Here is an 18,305-nt window from a genome sequence, read left to right as displayed (position 1 = left end):
TGCACCCGCACCCCCACCCGCCAACCACGCGCAAGAGCCGGCATGGCGTGCCGTTACAGACCGCTCGGGTCGCCTCGTCACGGCGTACGCCGACGCTCCTCCTGCCGTCGAGGAGACCGTGACGGTGATCGGTTGCGCCGACGACGGCGCATCAGAACCTGAGGAAGAGACTGATACCTCGCTGCAGGAAGCTGTGGAGGTTCTCGATCCCACCCTTGATGGCGACGTCGCCGAGTGGTTCGACGCGACCAGTCGCGTGCCCAAGCTTCATCTGCTGGGACCCGTGCGGGCGACTGCTCACGGCAACCCTTCAGCAGTCGCCCGCCGCAAGCCGCATTACGTCGAGCTCCTCACCTACTTGGCGTTGCACCCAGAAGGCGTGTCCTCCCGGCAAGTGGCCGAGGCGTTCTCGATGAGCAAGGACAGGGTACGCATCGACATGGGAGTGGTCCGAAAGTGGCTTGGCGATAACGCTCGCACGGGACGCCCTCACCTGCCGCCTGCCGCACAGACCCGCGCTGCCAATGAAGTAGGAGTCTGGACGTACCAAGTCGATGACGTTCTCGTCGATGCTGATCTCTTCCGCCGTCTCCGCGCCAGGGGCCAGGCTCGGGGTGAGGAAGGCCGACAAGACTTCGACACCGCGCTACGGCTTGTCGAAGCAGCGCCGTTCTCCGAACTCCGCGAAACCGGCTGGAGCTGGTTGCTGGATGCCGACTCGCGTGAGGACGAGATTCTGGCCTGTGCCATCGTCGACGTCGCCCACGACGTCGTTGCCGCCGCCCTCTCCGCAGACGATCTCAATCAAGCCGAGCGTGCAGTCGAGATAGCTCGGCGGGCGTCGCCCTACGACGAGGTTGCGCGGGTGGACTGCGCCGCTGTCCTCGTGGCGCAGGGACATGAGGACATGGCGCGCGAGTTTCTCATCGCCGCCGTCCACAACCGGTCCGACGATCACCTGGGACCAATCGATGTCCCCGCACGAACCGCCGAGATCCTGGCCAAGCGAATGGCTGGCAGACGGTCCAACGGGAACGGGTGAACCGATCCACGCATCACCGCGCGACCGCGCGATGGGCGAGCACGCCAGTGCGAATTGGGCTCAAGCCAATCCGGTCGTCCTCGGGTTGCATGCATTCGTCGGCGATCTCCCTACCTTTCACGGATTCGGAGCGTCGCTAGGCACGGTGTTCATTGTCGTTCCGGCGCCCGCGTCCGTTGCGATGGTCCTGCAGTGATTCCAAGACAGGCCAGCGAGGCGGCTTGACGAAACGTCAAGACCTCGAAACCGTCGATAGTGTGTCGAGCCACTGCTCAACTCGTAGGAGCAACTATTTAACCGCCGGAACATTACCCCCTGGGGGTATGGTTGTGAGTGAGGAGAAGCAGCAGTTCAATGGAAGGGGATCAACCATGGGCACGTCTCACCAGCACGGCCACGGCGCCGGTCCTGACGCCGGGCGGGCCGCACCGGGCAGCGATGCCGATCACCACCACGCCGGCGCCCACGGCGAGACAGCCGCCGAACACGCGCACGGTGGGCATGGTGGCCTCGAACATGTGGGTCACGGCCCACACGCCGAACATGGCGGCCACGGGGAGCATGGAGGGCACGCGGGGCATGGCGATCATGTCGGCATGTTCCGTCGCTTGTTCTGGGGCTCGCTCGTGCTGGCTGTCCCGACGGTTCTGCTATCGCAGATGTTCGCCGACCTCGTCGGCTATCAGGTGCCCGGCCTCCCCGGCGTTTTCTGGCTGCCGCCGATTCTGGGGACGGTGCTCTACTTCTGGTTCGGTCGCCCCTTCCTGACCGGCGCCGTCTCCGAGATCCGTTCGCGCCAGCCCGGCATGATGCTGCTTGTCGCTCTCGCCATCACCGTAGCCTTCGTCGCCTCATGGGGCGCCACCCTCGAGTTGCTCCCCCACCATCTCGACTTCTGGTGGGAGCTGGCACTGCTGGTGGTAATCATGCTGCTGGGCCACTGGATTGAGATGCGCTCACTGGTCCGCACGACCTCGGCCCTGGACTCGCTGGCCACACTGTTGCCCGACGAGGCCGAGAGGGTCGAGGGCGACGAGATCGTCGTCGTCTCCCCCGCTGACCTCTCGGTCGGCGATGTCATCGTGATCCGCCCCGGCGGCAGCGTGGCCGCAGACGGACGGGTGGTGAGCGGCTCGGCGTCGATGGACGAGTCGATGATCACCGGCGAATCCCTACCCGTACGCCGTGAGGCGGGCGCCACCGTCGTGGCCGGTACCATCGCCACCGACTCCGGCCTGCGCGTCGAGGTCACCGCAGTAGGCGAACAGACCGCTCTGGCAGGGATCCAGAGACTGGTCGCCGACGCGCAGGCGTCGACATCGCGCGCCCAACGCCTGGCCGACAAGGCGGCGGGGTGGCTGTTCTGGTTCGCACTGGCCTCCGCCGTGGTGACCTTCCTGGTCTGGGCGCTGATCGGTCTGCCCGAGGATGGGCTGATCCGCACCATCACGGTGCTGGTCATTGCCTGCCCCCACGCACTTGGACTGGCGATTCCGCTGGTGATCTCGATCTCGACTGAACGCGCGGCCAAGGCCGGCGTACTGGTCAAGGATCGCCTCGAGATGGAGTCGATGCGCACCGTCGACTCCGTCCTGTTCGACAAGACCGGCACCCTGACCAAGGGACAGCCGACGGTCACCGCGATTGAGCCCGCCCCCGACACCACACTCAACTCCGATGAGGTACTGCGCCTGGCGGCCGCGGCCGAGGCGGACTCCGAACACCCGCTGGCCCGAGCCATCGTCCGAGCCGCCGAGAAGAAGGGCCTGGCCCTACCTTCCTCCAGTGACTTCTCATCACACCCCGCCGAAGGCGTCACTGCGGTCGTGGACGGAATGACCGTGCACGTCGGCGGCCCGGCGCTCCTCACTCGCGAGGGCGTCACCGAACTGCCGGTTGCGGACGAATGGCGCCGGCACGGCGCGATCATCCTGCACGTCGTGGTTGATGGCGCCGTCGTCGGCGGACTGAGCCTGGCTGACGAGATCCGCGAGGAGTCCCGCGCCGCGATCAATGCCCTGCACGAGCGGGGCATCGAGGTCGTCATGATCACCGGGGACGCCGAAGCAGTCGCCACCACCGTGGCGGCCGAGCTCGGCATCGACAGGGTCTACGCCGGCGTACGCCCCGAGGACAAGGCGTCCAAGGTCGCCGAACTCCAGTCCGAAGGACGCACCGTCGCCATGGTCGGCGACGGCGTGAACGACGCACCGGCCCTGGCCCAGGCCGATGTCGGCATCGCCATCGGAGCCGGAACCGACGTCGCCATCGGGTCGGCCGGCATCATCTTGGCCTCCGACGATCCCCGCGCCGTCTTGTCGATCATCGAACTGTCCAAGGCGACCTACCGCAAGAGCATCCAGAACCTGGCGTGGGGCGCGGGCTACAACCTTGCCGCCGTACCACTTGCCGCCGGCGTGCTCGCCCCCATCGGGTTCGTGCTCCCGATGTCGGTCGGAGCGGTCCTGATGTCCGCCTCCACCGTGGTCGTGGCACTCAACGCCCAGTTGCTGCGGCGCCTGGACCTGGTACCCGGGCGCCTCTCTCCCACCACCCACCAGGACAGCAACGCCTGATCTCCCGGTCGGCAACCACTGAAAGGAACCACCATGTGCACCTCCTGCAACTGCTCCACCGCCGGAACGCAATCCATCGACATCGCCACGTCTGCGGCAACTCAGACCTGGTCAGAGAAGTTCAGCCTCACCGGCGTGACCTGCGGCGGCTGCGCCGGCAAGGTCACCGAGGCAGTCTCCAAGGTGGACGGCGTCGACCGCGCCGAGGTCGACGTCGCTTCCTCATCGCTCACAGTTCACGCGACCACGCCGGTCGAGCGCGCCAGCGTCGCTGCCGCCGTCGAAGCAGCCGGTTACGGGCTGAGCTGACCCGGCCCCCGGCGGGCGCCTGGCCCTTGGAATGACGAAAGGCTGGTGACCGGACCTCAACGGTCGGGTCGCCAGCCTTCGGCTACGGGCGGAGTCAGGAGCCGAGCATCGTCTTCATCTGGCCAATCTCATCGTCCTGTGCAGTGATGATCGTGTCGGCCAGTTCGACCGCGTCAGCAAACTCGCCGTCATCCTTCTCGGCCTTGGCCATCTCGATCGCGCCCTCATGGTGCTCGATCATCATCTCCAGCCACATTCGTTCGAACGCAGGCCCTTGTGCGGCCCCAAGGGCCTCCATCTCCTCGGCGCTCATCATTCCCGGCATGTCGGAATCCATCTCCATGTCACCGTCACCGTGAGCGTTTGCGTGGTCACGCATCGTCTCGGGAACCGGCTGGGACCAGTCCTGGAGCCAGTCGACCAACGTCTCGATCTCGGGCCCTTGAGCCATGCGGATCTGCTCAGCAAGGGCCGTCAACTCGGGTGAGACCTGCTTCCCCTCAATCAGGTCGACCATGCTCAGCGCCTGCGCGTGGTGCTGGATCATCTCAGTGGCGAAGTCCACGTCGGCCTGATTGAAATCCTCGTTCTCGGCGATCTTCGAGGCCGAGCCGCCGTGGCCGTCTTGGCTGTTGTCGTTGCCGCAGGCGGCGAGGGTGAATGCGGTGGTGAGCGCGATGAGCAGCGCCATGAGCTTCTTGATCATGAACTTCCTTCTGGTGGGATCGGACGCCAAGTTGTTGCCGGCCGGTTGATGTGTGCCTGGCTATTTCACGTAATTGAGAGCGATCATCATTCCGGCCTCGGCGTGGTAGATGTTGTGGCAGTGGGCCATCCAGTCGCCGGGATTGTCGGCGTCGAGGTCGACATCGATGCTGCGCATCGGCGCGATGAGGACGGTGTCCTTGCGCAGCCCGTTGGGTAGGGCGAAGGTGTGGCCGTGCAGGTGCATGGGATGGGTCATCGTCGTCATGTTCATCATCCGGAGCCGCACCCGGTTTCCCCGCGTGAGGGAGATCGGAGTGTTCTGCCCGAAGGGCTTGCCGTTGACCGCCCACGAGTAGGGCTGCATCTGGCCTGAGAGGTGGAGCATCTGTTGGTCGTCGGGATCCTTGGGGTCCAGGCGTGAGGATTCAGCGGGCCGGAGGTCGGTGCCCATCAGCACCTGTCCGCTGAGCTCGCGTGGAGTCGTGTCGTCCGCGGGCGCTCGTCCGGGGCCGGTGCGGACGAGGGCGCGGGCAATACCCTTCTTTCCGACCGGGGTCGCGACGAGCGGGAACACTCCGTCGTCCAGGGTCACCTCGACGTCGTACCGCTCCCCCATGCCGATGTAGAACGCGTCCGTCGTGACTGGCTCCACTGGCCACCCGTCCGTGGCGGTGACGGTCATCTGGTGTCCACCCATGGCGACGGCAAAGATGGTGTCGGAACCGGCGTTGATGACTCTCATCCGCACTCGCTGGCCGGGCTTCGCGCGCAACACGTCGGGATCAGCCGGGGCGCGGCCGTTGATCACGTAGTGGGGGTAGGCGACGTCACCAGCGTCGCCGAAGGGCTGCGCGCCGTCCCTTGCCATGCCTCGCATGGCCCCATGGTCCATCCCCTCCATGCTTCCATGGTCCATGCCGCCGCCTTGTCCACCGGTGAGCTTGGTGAACACCTCGTCGGGAGTGGTGCCGGTGCCGTCGATCCAGTCATCGAGTACGACGACCCATTCGGCGTCATAGCGGCCGGGTTCAGACGGGTCGTCGATGATCAGCGGGGCATATAGTCCGCGATCGAGTTGCACCCCGACATGGGGATGGAAGAAGTAGGTGCCGGGATCAGGCGCGGTGAACTCATAGGTGTACGACGTCCCTGGCTTGATCGGGTCCTGCGTTTGCCCGGGAACACCGTCGGCGACGTTGCGCAGTCGGATGCCGTGCCAATGGATCGTCGTGTCGTCGGGCAATTGGTTGTCCACGGTGACCCGAAGCATGTCGCCGGCCTTCGCGCGCAGCAGTGGGCCCGGCGCGGTGTCACCATAGGCCCAGGTATCGACCGTGACCCCGCCCAGGTCAAGGGTGGTCGGCTTGGCGACCAGCGACTGGGAGACCACCCTCTGACCCGCGGACGGAGTCAGCGAGGGCGTAGCGCCAATCGGTCTGGCCGCGGGGCTCGGGTCATTCGAGCACCCCGCGAGTACCATCGTGCCGGCGGTGGCGAGACCGCCGAGCAGGAACGCACGGCGCGACGCAGCGGGCTGCGAAATGGCTCGGCTGGCATTCAAGTCTGTGGAACTCCTTCCGGGTGCCGATGTCCGATGACTTTCAGTGGCCGTCGCTGATGAGACGCCGCGCGGCGGTGTAGTCATCCGTGCTGATGTCCCCACGCGCCAAGCGGGCGTCGAGTTCAGCCAAAGCACTGCGCGAGGGGAAGGACCCGGGGCGCCTTCCGTTGAAGGAGTGCCGCACCAGCAGGGCCACCAGGACCCACAGGGCGATCAAACCCAAGATCATCACCGCCCACATCGGCCAGCCCATGCCGTAGTTGTCGTGCCACATCTTGGTTTGGCTCCCTTCGTTCCTGACCTGAGACAACTATCGCGCTCGCCTCTGACGGAGGGATCCCCGTTTGACGAAGATCCGATCAAGATTCCTGCCCTGAGCCGTGGGTGGCGGCAGCTCACCCGGGAGACTGGTCCCATGACTCACCCGCCTGCAGACACTGCGCCCACCGCCGGCGATGTCTTGGTCGTCGACGATGAGGAGCCCCTCGCCCGGGTGGTGGCCTCCTATCTTGAGGCCGCTGACTTTTCGGTACGACTTGCGCACACTGGCCCCGATGCAGTCGCGATGGTCGCCCAGGATCCCGACGTCGTCATCCTCGATCTGGGGCTGCCCGGCCTGGATGGCGTCGAGGTCTGCCGTCAGATCCGGACTCGATCGGATTGCTACATCCTGATGTTGACCGCTCGCAGTGAAGAGCTCGACAAGCTGATCGGGCTCTCGGTGGGCGCTGACGACTACATGACCAAACCCTTCAGCCCGCGCGAGCTCGTGGCACGGGTCCAGGTGCTGATGCGTCGCCCCCGTGCCGGCGCACCGGCTCCGGCAGCAGATCTTCCCGACCCGGTCCGAGTCGGGCCGTTGAGCATCGATCTCCACGTTCGGGAGGTGCTGCTCGATGGAACTGTCATCGACCTCACCCGCACCGAGTTCGATGTCTTGGCCGCGCTCGCAGCGCAGCCACGTATGGCGTTTGGGCGTCTGCAGATCCTGCAGTCGGCATGGGGGCCGTCATGGGTGGGCGATGAGCATGTGGTCGACGTCCACGTCGGACACATCCGTCGAAAGCTGAACGACGACCCCGCCTCGCCTCGGTTCATCGAAACCGTGCGCGGCGTGGGCTACCGATTGGGCAGGGGATGAAGGAACAGAGGCGACCAGCGGCGGGGCGCACCATCGGCACGCGCCTGCTCACCGCGCAGGCCCTCGTGTTGGTCGCGAGCATCAGCACCGCCGCTGCCGTTGCCGCGATCGTCGGCCCGTCCCTGTTCCATCAGCACCTCCTTGAGACCGGCCATGCCGAGAACTCACCCGAACTGGCCCACATCGAAATGGCGTACCGAGAAGCGAATCTGGTTGCGCTCGGTTTTGCCGTCATTGTCGCCATCGCCTGTTCGCTGCTTGTGAGCTGGTACCTCGCCCGCCGTATCCAAGGTCCGCTCAGCGAACTGGCGGAAGCAGTGGCCGACATGGCCGGCGGTCGCTACGACGTACGTCTACCCGCCACAGGGGCAGGCCCTGAACTCGACGCCGTGACCACGGCCTTCAACACGATGGCCGAACAGCTCGAACACACCGAGGACACCAGGCGACGGCTGCTCAGCGACCTGGGTCACGAGATGAGGACCCCCTCAGCACGGTGCGGGCGTATCTGGAATCCATCGACGACGGCGTCCGCGTCTGGGACGAGGAAACCCGCGACATCCTCCACGACCAGGTCGCCCGACTGAGCATGCTCGCCACCGACGTTGCCGACGTCTCCGCCGCCGAGGAAGGACGCACCACCCTAGATCTCGAAACCCTTGATGTCGGGGAGCTGTTGCGATCCGCGGTAGCCGCCAGCCGTACGGCGTACGAACGCGCTGGCGTCGAGCTAGTACGGAACGGACCGTCAAGGTCGTGCGCCATCCGTGCCGATGCTCATCGGCTCGGGCAGGTGCTCACCAACCTGCTGGACAACGCGCTGCACCACAGTGAATCCGGTCAGGCCGTGACCCTCGCCGCTCGCATCAATGGGCCGGTGGTCGAAGTCTCCGTGATCGACCGCGGCACAGGAATCCCGGCCGAACAGTTGACCCACGTCTTCGAACGGTTCTACCGCGGCGACGCCGCACGCCACCACACCGGCCACGGATCCGGCATCGGACTCACCATCAGCAAGGCGATCATCGAGGCCCACCACGGGCGGATCACCGTCGAAAGCCCCGGGCCCGGAGCCGGAACCAAGGTCACGTTCGCGATCCCACTCACGTGACCCGGAGTCAGACGCTCTGTTGCGACGCCTTCGTCACCTTCGCGAACACCTCCGGCGGCCCGTCCACGGTGAGGACGAGCACCTCGTACGGATCGAACTCATCCCCCATCTCCATCCCGGGCGTGCCCACCGGCATCGCCGGCACCGTCAGGCCACGCGCACCAGCCGGCGGATCCTTGAGATATTCCAAGATGAACGGCACCGGGACATGTCCGACGAACACCGCGCCACCGGCGCTCAACGCCAGGTGACACGACTGGAGATCCACTGCGACGTCGTGATCGGCGAAGACGTCGCCCAGCACGTCGGGATGCTCGATCGCGACCGAGAAGCCATTCGCTTCCGCATGCTCGACCCATCCCCCGCAGCAACCACACGAGGGGTCCTTGAAGACCGTGAACGCCAGCAGCGCAGGATCGACGCCATACCTGTCAACGTTCTCCGGCAACGCGGTGGGCGGCGCGGGCTGGGTCGAACCAGCGGATGATGACGAGTTGGACTCTGCACCACATCCCGACACCAACGTGACCGTCCCGACGCCCAGTAGCCCCATCACCAGGACTCGACGACTCACCAGATGACTCATGCGGCAAGGGTAAGCATGCCATCCACCACGTGATCGCGGGAGTGCTCGCCGACCGAAGACCTTGATCAGACCTTCATCGAACCCGTCCGAATGCTTCATGGTCCCCGGCAAGACTGGCGTGATGAGTGCACACGACTCCCACCCGCGCGATGCCGTCGCCACCGCGCGTGAGGCTGTGACCGAGCAATCGCCCGGAAGCACGTTGACCCGGCACGGCAGTCGTTGGGCGCAGCCGCGAATGTGGCTGCCCGTGTTCTTGGTCATCGGCGCTCTGATCGTCGCTGGAAGTATTGCCGGCTTCAGCGGACTCCTATGGGTTCTGGGCTGTATGGCGATGCTGGCCACGATGTGGCTGTTCATGAAGGCATTCGACCACTGAGGCGGAGTCGCCCCCATGATCGGGCGTGCCGTCGACGCAAGCCTTCCCCGCATCGTTGACGGCACGCCAACTATGACGGTGCTCAGCGGACAAGTAGGGCAATGAGCAAACATAGAGCCGCGCGGCGGCCGCGTGCTGGCGCTCGCCGCGCCGCCCCACCGGGGCGGGCAGGTGGCAAGGCCGGGGTCATCGCACTTCTGGCAGCATCCCTGTCGGCCATCGTCGCGGTGGTCATTGTCGACCGGGATCCCCGTCCGGTCCCGACCTCATCCCTGGAGACCACCGACGTCGGATCGACCAGAGTCCTCGACTCTGCGATGCCCCAGCCGGCTCCCTCTCAAGGGGTAGTCGCCAAGCGCTCGAAGCGCAAGCCAGCACCGCGGGTCACTGCGCCTGAGCCCGCCGTGGTTCCGGAGCAGGGACCAGGCGTCTTTGACACCGCTTCGGCCGCCGAGAGTGCACCCCCAGGCGCCACCACCTACCGAGTCGAAGTCGAGCGAGACCTACCCTTCGATGTCCATGAGGTCGCCTCGTTCGTCGAGGCAACCTTGGTCGACGACCGGGGCTGGACATCCAGGCACGCACTCGCTCGCGTCGAGGGCGATTCGGACCTACGCATCGTCATCGCCAGCCCAGAGACCGCTGATTCACTCTGTGCGCCCCTGGACACCGGCGGCCGTCTATCGTGTCGCAACGGCAGCAACGTCGTCATCAATGCTTGGCGGTGGCAGTTCGGCGCGGACAGCTACACCGGCCAGTTAGAGGCGTACCGCCGTTACGTGGTCAACCACGAGACCGGCCATGCCCTTGGGTACGGGCATGTTGGCTGCTCTGCCCCGGGTGCGTTGGCGCCGGTGATGTTGCAGCAGACGAAGGGCTTAGACGGCTGTGTCGCCAACCCTTGGCCGGCTCGAGTCGATCTGGCTGGCCACTGAAGCGGTAAGGCGCGACAGCCTCCACCGGCGAGCTCGACAGCGTCGTTGATCTGACCGTCATCCTGTTCGGTCTCGGCCATCGACGGCGCCTGGGGTTTACCGTCGAGGCGAGCTCGGAAGGCGTTGTGGGGCGGTTAGCGCGTGGGCTCGGCGAGACTTTGGCACACCATTGCATCGTGCTCGTGCAATGTCGGGGCTTCACGCCCACCGTCTGGGTAGCCGGGTCGCGTGCATCATCAGCTTGAGTTTCGGAGCCGCGGAAGCATCAAGATCACCCCGACGCCATCCCGATCGCTCCGCGATCCATTTGGCCGACTGATCCACACTGCGACTGCACTACTGATACCGATCTGGGCCGCTGCGCCTGAGCCACTCCCGTGCGAGCGCCGACTCTCACGGCGCGGCCGGTTGCGGCTCGACGCCGAACAGGGCCAGCACGGCCAGGGCATCGCTGACATCTTCGAGGTTCTCGGCGGCGCTTCCCTCGAAGTCCGGGACGGGACGCTGATCGGCTTCCTCCTGAGTGGTGGCCGGACCGTTTTTCTCAATATCGTCGATCAGCCAGTCCATCTCCTTGATTTCCTTGCGCTGGGCCCTGATGATCCCGTCGGCGAGCTCACGGACTCGTACGTCGTCGATGTCGGCCCGCTCACTGGTCAAGATGGCTATCGAGTGGTGCGGGATCATGCCCTTCATGTACGCCTGGTCGTCGACCAACACCTGGGAACGCGAAAGGTACAGCCCACCTGCACCGAGCAACACCGCCACCGCCACGAGCACGACGTTGTAGACGCGATTCTTGTACATCATGCTGCGCATGAACGCGAACATCACCAGCGCCATGGCCCCGCCCATCAGCAGCGCCATGTAGAAGCGCTCCTCGCTCCACCGCACGTGGTCGAAGGCGAAGACGTTGGAGTACATCAAGACGAACATCACCACGGTGGAAGTGGCGATCATCAGCCCGAACCGCACGTACATCCGCCGCTCGTGGGACTTGTGCCCCTTCTGCTGGTCGTGTTCCTTCTCCCGGTCGCTGGGCTCGCTGGCACCGGACGGCTCCTGCGTGTGATGCGATGACATGGGGATCGTCCTTCCGGATGGGGGTGGGTTGCGGTGATTGGTGTCGCTCACCTTGGCGTCAGCTGTCGTCGTCGATCGGAGCGCGAGACATCTCGATGAGCTGACGTAGGCAGTGCTGTCGAAGTGGCTCGGGAAAGCCCTCTGCGAGCCGGTAGTACACGATCCGGCCCTCCTTGCGTCGTGTCACCAGCCCGGCGGTACGCAGCACCCGAAGGCCGTAGGAGACCGCGTCCTCGCTCACCGACAACGCAATGGCGAGGTCGCCCACACAGAGCTCCTCGACCACGTCGAGGGCGTACAGCAGTCGCGCACGAGTGGGATCGGCCATCAACGAGAGCACGCTGGTAAGCCGGTCCTCCTCCTCTGCCGTCGGCAGGCGCTCGCGGGCCATGGCAACCCGTCTCGGATCGACCGGATGCTCGTGCCGGTCACCGCGACCGGTGATCTGGACCGGCTCATCATCCCGGGAGCGCACAAACTCGTCGTCGGTCACAGCGCATAGGTACCCAACACCCGTGCGGCTATGCGGATGATCCAGCGTGTGGTGGGTACAGGGAGAAGAAGCGACCCATGCAGGGTCATCAGCCGGATGACCCGCCGCCGTAACCAGAGGAGGAATCGTGGCTCACACCAAGATGCTGGAGGCTTACCCAAAGGACCTGGGGAACATCGATAAGGAGAAGTTGGCCGAGTGCATCGCGGCCTGTTTCGAGTGCGCCCAAGTCTGCACCGCGTGCGCCGACGCGTGTCTGTCGGAGGACATGGTCGCCGACTTGACCAAGTGCATTCGCACCGACCTGGACTGCGCCGACATCTGCGTGGCCACCGGGAACGCGTTGTCGCGACACACCGGGTACGACGCCAACGTGACCCGGACGCTCTTGGAGGCCTGCGCGACCACCTGCAAGGCGTGCGGCGACGAGTGCGAGAGCCATGCTGACATGCACGAGCACTGCCGCATCTGCGCCGAAGTCTGCCGCCGCTGCGAGCAAGCCTGCCGTGACCTCCTCACCAACCTGAGGTAGAGGTCAGTTCCGACGATTCTCTTGGCCATCGCTCCCCCAGCGTCTGGAGTTTTCCAAGCCGCCGAGGTGTTCTCGATGAGGAGGAACGGGGTCCGCTGCGACGTAGGAGTAGCCCGTAGGTGGATTGGCGACGACGCTCGCACCAGATTTCCCCGTTCTTCAACCTCCGCGAAACCGGCTGGAGTTGGCTCGACGCCGAGTCCCGTGATTGACGACGAGATCTTCGCTTACGCGATCGTGGACGTCGCACACGATGTCGAAGCCACTGCAATTCAGGCGGGCGATCTAGACCGAGCGGCAAGGGTGGTGGAGATCGCAACCGCCGCCGCGCCCTTCGACGTAGTCGCCCGCGTCGACCATGCCGCGAGTACCTCGATGAGGCAGTCATCGCTGATCTGACGACAATCTGGGGACCGTCGATCTGCCTAACCTCATCGCAGAGGCAATCAAGCAGCTGACCCCGGCCAGGAGCCAAGAATCCTGAGAAACCTCAGGACACAATGCGTCACTGAGAGCGGCGAGTGTGTCGCCGATGAGTCGGTAGTGGGCCCAGCGTCCAGGCTGTTCTCGCTCGACGATGCCGGCATCCACCAACGACGCCACCGGTGCGCCGCATCATCCGCCGACATCGATACCCGCGTCCGCGACCTCATCCACGAACTCGTCCCGGATCACGATCTCTCACCCTCCGTGCTGGCCTGAGCCCCGGCCAATCTGGCCGTTTTGGCCTTTCTGGCCTTTCACTTTCTGGCCTTTCAATTGGGGGTACGCCCTTTGACCTGCGCAAACGCATAGAGGTACGGGCGTACCCCACACCTACCGGCCGGTAAGGGGTACGAAGTCGGATACGGCTCCTGAGGATCGTCGAGCCCATGACCGACTCGACACGCCACGTCCCCAGTTCCCCACGCTGGTCGCCAGCGCTGGTCGCTGATCTGGAGCAGGCTGCGACGCCTGCGAGCGCTGCGGCGGTGCTCGCGTCTGCGGGTGTGCCGGTGTTCCCGTGCGTTCCGTTTCAGAAGAACCCGCTCACCGAGCACGGGTTCCACGATGCCACGACCAAGGAGTCCGTTGTGGCCGAGTGGTGGCGCCAGTGGCCAGACGCGAACGTGGCCATGCCCACTGGCTTCGCTTCCGGCGTCGACGTCGTGGACATCGACGTGCATGCCTCCGGCAGCGGCTTCGACGCGCTGCAGCCGGCCCGGTCCGCTGGTCTCCTGGGCACACCTGCGTGGGTGGTCTCGACCCCCTCGGGCGGGATGCACGCGTGCTTCCTTCGGGCCGGGGCGGTCGAGCAGCGGTCATGGCAGGTTCCCGGACGACACGTCGACTTCCGTGGCGACGGCGGGTACGTGGTGCTGCCGCCGTCCACCGTCGTCCAGCCCGACGGCGAGGTCCACCCGTACCGGGTCGTCAACGTTGCCACTCGCCAACCTGATGCTGTCGACGCGAACGCGCTCCGTCGGTTCTTGGAGCCAGCTCGATCAGCCCGTGCCCCGGCTGATCTGCCGAACATCGGAGCTCGCCCGGACAGACTCGCCTCCTGGGTTGCCACGCGCGGTGAGGGCGAGAGGAACCGCGGCCTCTTCTGGGCCTCGTGCCGCATGGCCGAGTCGGGAGAACGGTTCGACATCGCCGCCACCGTGCTGGGCGAGGCTGCCCAGTCTGCTGGTCTGACCGAGCGCGAGGCGATGACCACGATCCGCTCGGCCTACCGCATCGCCAACCGTCTAGGACCTCCGTCTGTAGCGGGTGAGCGCCTGGGCCCTTCCCGAGCGGCTGAAGAGGTGCGCCTTTGACGCTCATCGGACCTTGCCGACCCACCCAGATCTCACGAGGAACCTTCCATGAACGGACCTGAACCCTACGACCGCCGACTCGACCGACGTTCTGATGAAGCCGCGCCGCGCCCCGAGGCCACTCAGACGGCTGAACCGCCCGCGTTGGCCGTGCGGCGCGATCCCTGCCAGCAACCGGTCGCGTCGAGCCAACAAGAAGCCCACGGCATCGCCTGGGTGCGCCCCACCGACCTCGCCACGCGCGTCGGATCGCCCGTCGCCGGCCGCAGCATCGACCTGCAAACAGCGCTGGCCACTCGGGCGCGGCGCGTCCCGTCCTCCATCGCCAGCGCCGGGCGTCGCACGACCCGGTCGGCGATCGCCCGACCAACCGCCACCGCGGCGCACGAAGGAGTGGAACTGTGAAAACACCACCGTTCACCACCGCGCAGGGCTTACGGCTCCTGCTCGTACGACTGCACTACTCACCGACCGGCACCTGGAAACAAGATCCCGACGCGCACGAGCTGATCCAGTTCGCGACTCAGAAGTACGCCGCGCTGGCACGCAAGTACGACCTGGCTCCCGAGGATGCTGCCTACGCCGCGTTCGAAGCGATGCGGACCCGCGCGGTCCGGACGGCGATCGACCCCTGGGCGGTGGTCACCCGGGCCGTCCAGGTCACCTTGATCTACGAAGCCCGAGCCCAAGGGCTGCTGTGCTCGAACCACCAGGCACGCCGTCCCGAGGTCGCAGCTCACCACGACGCGGAACGGTTCTGTGAACGCGAGACCGATCTGACCGACTACCACCCGGCGTTCCACGCCATCGACCAGTTCGATGACGGGCACGACGACTGCGCAATGGAGGCGACGGGTGTCGACGAGCCGACGAACGCGTGGGTCGCGGCCGAGCGCGCTGCCGCGATCATGGTCGACAACGGTTGGCCGCAACCCACGGCCACGGGTTGCGTCGAGTACGTCTGCAGTCAGCTGATCCGCTCGGGCAATCGGGCCACGGCGTACACCCGCCTGACCCGCGATCACCATGCCGAGGCGCTGCTCGACCTGTCGCACGCGCACTGGATCGCCGTCTTGCAGGCGCTCCTGGGCAATCAGCTCCCCACGCATGAACGAGCTCGGGAGGGCCGCGGGCTACTGCAGCTACTTGCACTTGGCTACCTGCCGGGCGAACTCAGTGGCGTGCCGTGTTTCGCCGATGTCTTCGAGGCGACCGCGCCCAGCCATGAGGGGGTCTCCCATGTCTGAAGCGCACGGGCACATCGAGTTGGAGCGTCGTGTGGACTCCATCAAGGTGGGCCTACGGCACCGGTCCGACCCCGAACGGGATCTGGCACCACTCATGCGGTCGATCGAACGCCTCGGGCTGTTGCAGCCCGTCACGATCACTCCCGACGGCGTACTGGTGTGCGGACACCGCCGGCTGGCGGCCGTGAAGGAACTGGGCTGGACAACGCTGCGGGTCTGGGTCCGCACCGGGGTCTCAGACCATCTCACGCAGCTCCTCGCCGAGCAGGATGAGAACACGATGCACCGGCCCCTGTCGCCTATGGATGCTGCTGCGCTGTATCGGGAACTGAAGGCGCTCCTGGCCGAGGACGCTGCCCGTCGGCAGCGGGCCACCCGGTTCGGCGCCGATGACGGGGAAGAAGGCGACGGTGGTCCCGATTCGGGACCACCGCAGGTGGGTGCCGGCAAAGCGGCTCGCCAAGCAGCCCAAACGATCACGAACTCGGCATCGCACACGCGGTTGGAGCAAATATGCAAGATCGAAAGCATCGCCGCCGACGAATCGACGCCCAGGGCCGTGCGCAAGGTTGCGGAGGAGGAACTCGAGCGGATCCGTGAAGGCGGTGCGGTCGACCCCAGCTATCAGCGGGTCCGAGCCGCCATCACCGCAGCTGAACAAGCACACGACGACGATGAGGCGGCCGAGGACCTGGAAGAACTGGCCGCTCGGGCGTTGGCTCAAGCCAAAGCAGATCGCGCACGGCGCATCCGGGAGAACCGGATCAAGCGTGAAGCGGCCGCCGAGGCCGCCCGTCGTTCGGTGCACTCCTTCACGTTGATGTGGGACGACTTGGCCGGGTGGGTCAACCGGTACGACCCGGTCAAGGTCGGCCGTGAACTGACCGAAGAGCAGTGGGACTCCTTCCAGCAGACTCTCACCGAATCGGTGGCCTTCGCGGATACCGCGCGCGAGGCGCGCGAGAACCAACCGACCGATGCGCTCGCGGACGCGTGAGGAGGAACCTGATCATGCTCCGCTCCTCCACCTACGACCCCGACCTCCGACGACGTCGCCTCATCGTCCTCGCGATCCTCACCGGCCTTCTTCTCATCTCGGCCACCACCTACGCGCTGCTCGCCCGTACCGACAGACACACCGCGCCGCCGGACACTTCCGATCGGCTCACCGCTCCCCAACAAGCGACGGGGCCGAACTCCGTCCCGGACGACGGCACCTTGCCCGAGCTGCCACCCGTAACTGACCCAGCGGAGTTTGCCGAGGTGGTGGCACACGCGATCTTCGACTGGGACACCACCGGGTTGGCTCCGCGAGCGGCGTACCTAGAACGCATCGCGACCATTGCCGACCCGACCGGCGAGGAGTCCCCGGGACTGATCAGCGACGTCGATGCCTACCTTCCCCGGAGACCACTTGGATCGAACTGCGCGAATACGAAACCCGTCAGTGGATCGAGGTCGAGTCTGTCGAGGTGCCGACCAAGTGGGCCACCGCGCTCGAACAGGGCAGCGCAACGCTTGCTCCGGGCACTACGGCGTACACGATCAGCGGCATCCGCCACCGCGACGGCATCTGGGACGGCAAACCTGTCGCCAGCCGCCACGACGTGACCTTCACCGTCTTCATCGTCTGTGCGCCGACGTACGACGCGTGCCGCCTCCTGCGACTGTCGCTGCTCAACGAGCCCCTGGAGTAGGCGAGTCCCGTGATGTCGAAGGTCATCATCGGCGGGCTGGTCATGCTGTTCCTCGGCCCGGCCGCCGTCCTCCTGTCGCTGACGGCGATCCTGAATCCCGCCGCAGAAGCGTCCTGTCTGCCGGCAACGTCGGTGAACTTCACGTTCTTCTCCGACGATGACACGACTACCGCTCTCCCGGTTGGGGAGTCCTCGCGTGTTGTGCTCCCTCTGCCGAAAGGCACGTGGATCCAAACCAGCGCGTTCGGGATGCGACGACACCCCATCACCGGTGTCTACAAACTGCACAGCGGCACCGACTTCGCCGCCCCGTCAGGGACACCGATTCTGGCTACGGCGGACGGACGTGTCGCTTCGGCGGGACCGTCGGCAGGCTACGGGAACCTGATCCTCATCGAGCACACGGTCGCTGGTCAGCGCATGGACACGGGTTACGCCCACATGGCTGCGGCAAGCATCATGGTCAAGGCTGGCGACCGGGTCACCGCTGGTCAACAGATCGCCTCGGTCGGCGCCACCGGCTACGCCACCGGGCCCCACCTGCACTTCGAGCTACGCCCCGCCAGCGCGAGCGGGGCACCGGTCGATCCCGCGCCATGGCTCGCAGCGCAAGGAGCCGTCGGCCTGACGAATGGGTCACCCAGCAAGAAGGGTGGCTGCGGGCCCAAGGGTGATGCGACGCCGTACGACGGGACGAATCCCAATGGCATGGTCGATGACCCCACCACCGACGGGAAGATCACCGAACGCACCGCGGCTGTGCTCGCGCAGGTCCGTCAACAGTTCCCCAGCACGTCCTGGTCCTGCTACTCCCTCGTCCCGGCCAACCCTCCGAGCACTCCCTCGGCCGTGCCTGCGACGGAACGTTCGGCAACTCCATCGGCACCAAGGCCACCGGCTCTGCCCTCGACCTGGGCTGGACGGTCACCAACTGGATGAAGACCAACGCGAAGAAACTCGGCGTCGAATACCTCATCTGGCAAGGGAAGATCTGGTCCGTCGCGAGATCGGCAGAAGGGTGGCGCACCTACGACGGAGGCGGCATGCACGACCCCGCCGCGGTCACCGGAGGGCACTTCGACCACCTGCACTTCACCGTCGCAAAT

General features: G+C 65.9%; 23 protein-coding genes and 1 pseudogene. 17 read left to right on the top strand and 7 right to left on the bottom strand.

Annotated features, from left to right (window positions below):
- The first annotated feature begins 118 nt into the window (after window positions 1-118).
- Window positions 119-1,042, top strand: a complete 924-nt coding sequence (locus L1066_RS13290) for an AfsR/SARP family transcriptional regulator (RefSeq protein ID WP_235736785.1) — start codon at window positions 119-121, stop codon at window positions 1,040-1,042.
- Window positions 1,043-1,407: 365 nt separating this feature from the next.
- Here the strand turns inward: L1066_RS13290 and L1066_RS13285 are convergent, their stop codons facing one another.
- Window positions 1,408-1,632, bottom strand: a complete 225-nt coding sequence (locus tag L1066_RS13285; RefSeq protein WP_235736784.1) for a hypothetical protein — start codon at window positions 1,630-1,632, stop codon at window positions 1,408-1,410.
- Window positions 1,633-1,638: 6 nt separating this feature from the next.
- Between L1066_RS13285 and L1066_RS13280 the strand changes: the two genes are divergently transcribed.
- On the top strand, window positions 1,639-3,618 hold the full coding sequence (locus tag L1066_RS13280; RefSeq protein ID WP_235736783.1) for a heavy metal translocating P-type ATPase: 1,980 nt from the start codon (window positions 1,639-1,641) through the stop codon (window positions 3,616-3,618).
- 33 nt (window positions 3,619-3,651) lie between these two features.
- The gene (locus L1066_RS13275; RefSeq protein ID WP_235736782.1) at window positions 3,652-3,927 is read left to right on the top strand and encodes a heavy-metal-associated domain-containing protein; all 276 of its coding nucleotides are present in this window, start codon (window positions 3,652-3,654) and stop codon (window positions 3,925-3,927) included.
- Between the two features lie 94 nt (window positions 3,928-4,021).
- Here L1066_RS13275 and L1066_RS13270 read toward each other — a convergent pair whose 3' ends face one another.
- From L1066_RS13270 to L1066_RS13260, 3 genes are all read right to left on the bottom strand, one after another.
- The gene (locus L1066_RS13270) at window positions 4,022-4,618 is read right to left on the bottom strand and encodes a DUF305 domain-containing protein (protein WP_235736781.1); all 597 of its coding nucleotides are present in this window, start codon (window positions 4,616-4,618) and stop codon (window positions 4,022-4,024) included.
- Between the two features lie 75 nt (window positions 4,619-4,693).
- Window positions 4,694-6,115 (bottom strand): multicopper oxidase family protein, encoded by a 1,422-nt coding sequence (locus L1066_RS13265; RefSeq protein ID WP_235736876.1) that lies wholly within the window; start codon window positions 6,113-6,115, stop codon window positions 4,694-4,696.
- Window positions 6,116-6,236: 121 nt separating this feature from the next.
- On the bottom strand, window positions 6,237-6,470 hold the full coding sequence (locus tag L1066_RS13260) for a hypothetical protein (RefSeq protein ID WP_235736780.1): 234 nt from the start codon (window positions 6,468-6,470) through the stop codon (window positions 6,237-6,239).
- A 141-nt stretch (window positions 6,471-6,611) separates the two neighbouring features.
- Here L1066_RS13260 and L1066_RS13255 point away from each other — a divergent pair, with 141 nt between their 5' ends.
- Genes L1066_RS13255 through L1066_RS13245 form a run of 3 tightly spaced genes read left to right on the top strand, consistent with a single transcriptional unit; the run spans window position 6,612 to window position 8,448 of the window.
- Window positions 6,612-7,337: a response regulator gene (locus L1066_RS13255; protein WP_235736779.1), complete on the top strand. Its 726-nt coding sequence runs from the start codon at window positions 6,612-6,614 to the stop codon at window positions 7,335-7,337.
- Window positions 7,334-7,924 carry a HAMP domain-containing protein gene (locus L1066_RS13250; protein WP_235736778.1) on the top strand — a complete coding sequence of 197 codons (591 nt, stop codon included), beginning with the start codon at window positions 7,334-7,336 and terminating at the stop codon, window positions 7,922-7,924. Before L1066_RS13255 ends, L1066_RS13250 begins: the two co-directional genes overlap by 4 nt.
- Complete coding sequence (locus L1066_RS13245; RefSeq protein WP_235736777.1) at window positions 7,834-8,448, top strand: sensor histidine kinase; 615 nt, start codon at window positions 7,834-7,836, stop codon at window positions 8,446-8,448. Before L1066_RS13250 ends, L1066_RS13245 begins: the two co-directional genes overlap by 91 nt.
- Window positions 8,449-8,455: 7 nt before the next feature.
- Here the strand turns inward: L1066_RS13245 and L1066_RS13240 are convergent, their stop codons facing one another.
- Window positions 8,456-9,034, bottom strand: coding sequence for a DUF411 domain-containing protein (locus L1066_RS13240; protein ID WP_235736776.1), 579 nt, complete (start codon window positions 9,032-9,034; stop codon window positions 8,456-8,458).
- A 121-nt stretch (window positions 9,035-9,155) separates the two neighbouring features.
- Here L1066_RS13240 and L1066_RS13235 point away from each other — a divergent pair, with 121 nt between their 5' ends.
- On the top strand, window positions 9,156-9,413 hold the full coding sequence (locus L1066_RS13235; RefSeq protein ID WP_235736775.1) for a hypothetical protein: 258 nt from the start codon (window positions 9,156-9,158) through the stop codon (window positions 9,411-9,413).
- Between the two features lie 101 nt (window positions 9,414-9,514).
- Window positions 9,515-10,348 carry a DUF3152 domain-containing protein gene (locus L1066_RS28660; RefSeq protein WP_376707677.1) on the top strand — a complete coding sequence of 278 codons (834 nt, stop codon included), beginning with the start codon at window positions 9,515-9,517 and terminating at the stop codon, window positions 10,346-10,348.
- A gap of 393 nt (window positions 10,349-10,741) precedes the next feature.
- On the opposite strand, the gene L1066_RS13230 is transcribed toward L1066_RS28660, so the two are convergent.
- Both L1066_RS13230 and L1066_RS13225 read right to left on the bottom strand, forming a co-directional pair.
- Entirely contained in the window at window positions 10,742-11,329 is a 588-nt protein-coding gene (locus L1066_RS13230) for a DUF305 domain-containing protein (protein ID WP_235736774.1), read from the bottom strand.
- Between the two features lie 160 nt (window positions 11,330-11,489).
- Complete coding sequence (locus L1066_RS13225) at window positions 11,490-11,822, bottom strand: ArsR/SmtB family transcription factor (protein ID WP_235736773.1); 333 nt, start codon at window positions 11,820-11,822, stop codon at window positions 11,490-11,492.
- A gap of 229 nt (window positions 11,823-12,051) precedes the next feature.
- On the opposite strand from L1066_RS13225, the gene L1066_RS13220 reads away from it, so the two are divergent.
- From L1066_RS13220 to L1066_RS29280, 9 genes and pseudogenes are all read left to right on the top strand, one after another.
- A complete protein-coding gene (locus L1066_RS13220; protein ID WP_235736772.1) occupies window positions 12,052-12,456 on the top strand; it encodes a four-helix bundle copper-binding protein in 405 nt (134 codons plus the stop codon).
- Between the two features lie 204 nt (window positions 12,457-12,660).
- Entirely contained in the window at window positions 12,661-12,855 is a 195-nt protein-coding gene (locus tag L1066_RS13215; RefSeq protein WP_235736771.1) for a hypothetical protein, read from the top strand.
- Window positions 12,856-13,328: 473 nt separating this feature from the next.
- On the top strand, window positions 13,329-14,255 hold the full coding sequence (locus L1066_RS13210; protein ID WP_235736770.1) for a bifunctional DNA primase/polymerase: 927 nt from the start codon (window positions 13,329-13,331) through the stop codon (window positions 14,253-14,255).
- 48 nt (window positions 14,256-14,303) lie between these two features.
- Entirely contained in the window at window positions 14,304-14,660 is a 357-nt protein-coding gene (locus L1066_RS13205) for a hypothetical protein (protein WP_235736769.1), read from the top strand.
- Complete coding sequence (locus L1066_RS13200; protein ID WP_235736768.1) at window positions 14,657-15,502, top strand: serine/arginine repetitive matrix protein 2; 846 nt, start codon at window positions 14,657-14,659, stop codon at window positions 15,500-15,502. The genes L1066_RS13205 and L1066_RS13200 overlap by 4 nt, the downstream gene beginning before the upstream one ends.
- Complete coding sequence (locus L1066_RS13195; RefSeq protein ID WP_312007739.1) at window positions 15,453-16,499, top strand: ParB N-terminal domain-containing protein; 1,047 nt, start codon at window positions 15,453-15,455, stop codon at window positions 16,497-16,499. Before L1066_RS13200 ends, L1066_RS13195 begins: the two co-directional genes overlap by 50 nt.
- Before the next feature lie 475 nt (window positions 16,500-16,974).
- Window positions 16,975-17,199, top strand: a complete 225-nt coding sequence (locus tag L1066_RS13190) for a hypothetical protein (RefSeq protein WP_235736766.1) — start codon at window positions 16,975-16,977, stop codon at window positions 17,197-17,199.
- A 12-nt stretch (window positions 17,200-17,211) separates the two neighbouring features.
- A pseudogene (locus L1066_RS29285) lies at window positions 17,212-17,778 on the top strand (M23 family metallopeptidase); the annotation flags it as partial.
- A 218-nt stretch (window positions 17,779-17,996) separates the two neighbouring features.
- Window positions 17,997-18,305, top strand: a 309-nt coding sequence (locus tag L1066_RS29280; protein ID WP_512699721.1) for a VldE C-terminal domain-containing protein, incomplete at its 3' end; no start/stop codon positions are given.

It is taken from the genome of Nocardioides alcanivorans (assembly GCF_021555175.1).
Lineage (GTDB): Bacteria > Actinomycetota > Actinomycetes > Propionibacteriales > Nocardioidaceae > Nocardioides > Nocardioides alcanivorans.
The sequence above is the reverse complement of the archived record's forward strand: the minus strand, read 5'-3'. Positions and strand labels throughout refer to the sequence as shown.

What these genes read in the sequence shown, in the direction of transcription:
- L1066_RS13260 (WP_235736780.1), bottom strand. Translation starts at nt 6,470, where the DNA reads ATGTGGCACGACAACTACGGCATGGGCTGGCCGATGTGGGCGGTGATG.
- L1066_RS13285 (WP_235736784.1), bottom strand. Translation starts at nt 1,632, where the DNA reads ATGATCGCCATGCCCCGCGTGCCCTCCATGCTCCCCGTGGCCGCCATG.
- L1066_RS13280 (WP_235736783.1), top strand. Translation starts at nt 1,639, where the DNA reads ATGTTCCGTCGCTTGTTCTGGGGCTCGCTCGTGCTGGCTGTCCCGACG.
- L1066_RS13210 (WP_235736770.1), top strand. Translation starts at nt 13,329, where the DNA reads ATGACCGACTCGACACGCCACGTCCCCAGTTCCCCACGCTGGTCGCCA.
- L1066_RS13225 (WP_235736773.1), bottom strand. Translation starts at nt 11,822, where the DNA reads ATGGCCCGCGAGCGCCTGCCGACGGCAGAGGAGGAGGACCGGCTTACC.
- L1066_RS13250 (WP_235736778.1), top strand. Translation starts at nt 7,334, where the DNA reads ATGAAGGAACAGAGGCGACCAGCGGCGGGGCGCACCATCGGCACGCGC.
- L1066_RS13235 (WP_235736775.1), top strand. Translation starts at nt 9,156, where the DNA reads ATGAGTGCACACGACTCCCACCCGCGCGATGCCGTCGCCACCGCGCGT.
- L1066_RS13195 (WP_312007739.1), top strand. Translation starts at nt 15,453, where the DNA reads ATGTCTTCGAGGCGACCGCGCCCAGCCATGAGGGGGTCTCCCATGTCT.
- L1066_RS13240 (WP_235736776.1), bottom strand. Translation starts at nt 9,034, where the DNA reads ATGAGTCATCTGGTGAGTCGTCGAGTCCTGGTGATGGGGCTACTGGGC.
- L1066_RS13255 (WP_235736779.1), top strand. Translation starts at nt 6,612, where the DNA reads ATGACTCACCCGCCTGCAGACACTGCGCCCACCGCCGGCGATGTCTTG.
- L1066_RS13205 (WP_235736769.1), top strand. Translation starts at nt 14,304, where the DNA reads ATGAACGGACCTGAACCCTACGACCGCCGACTCGACCGACGTTCTGAT.
- L1066_RS13230 (WP_235736774.1), bottom strand. Translation starts at nt 11,329, where the DNA reads ATGTACGTGCGGTTCGGGCTGATGATCGCCACTTCCACCGTGGTGATG.
- L1066_RS13270 (WP_235736781.1), bottom strand. Translation starts at nt 4,618, where the DNA reads ATGGCGCTGCTCATCGCGCTCACCACCGCATTCACCCTCGCCGCCTGC.
- L1066_RS13265 (WP_235736876.1), bottom strand. Translation starts at nt 6,115, where the DNA reads ATGGTACTCGCGGGGTGCTCGAATGACCCGAGCCCCGCGGCCAGACCG.
- L1066_RS13275 (WP_235736782.1), top strand. Translation starts at nt 3,652, where the DNA reads ATGTGCACCTCCTGCAACTGCTCCACCGCCGGAACGCAATCCATCGAC.
- L1066_RS28660 (WP_376707677.1), top strand. Translation starts at nt 9,515, where the DNA reads ATGAGCAAACATAGAGCCGCGCGGCGGCCGCGTGCTGGCGCTCGCCGC.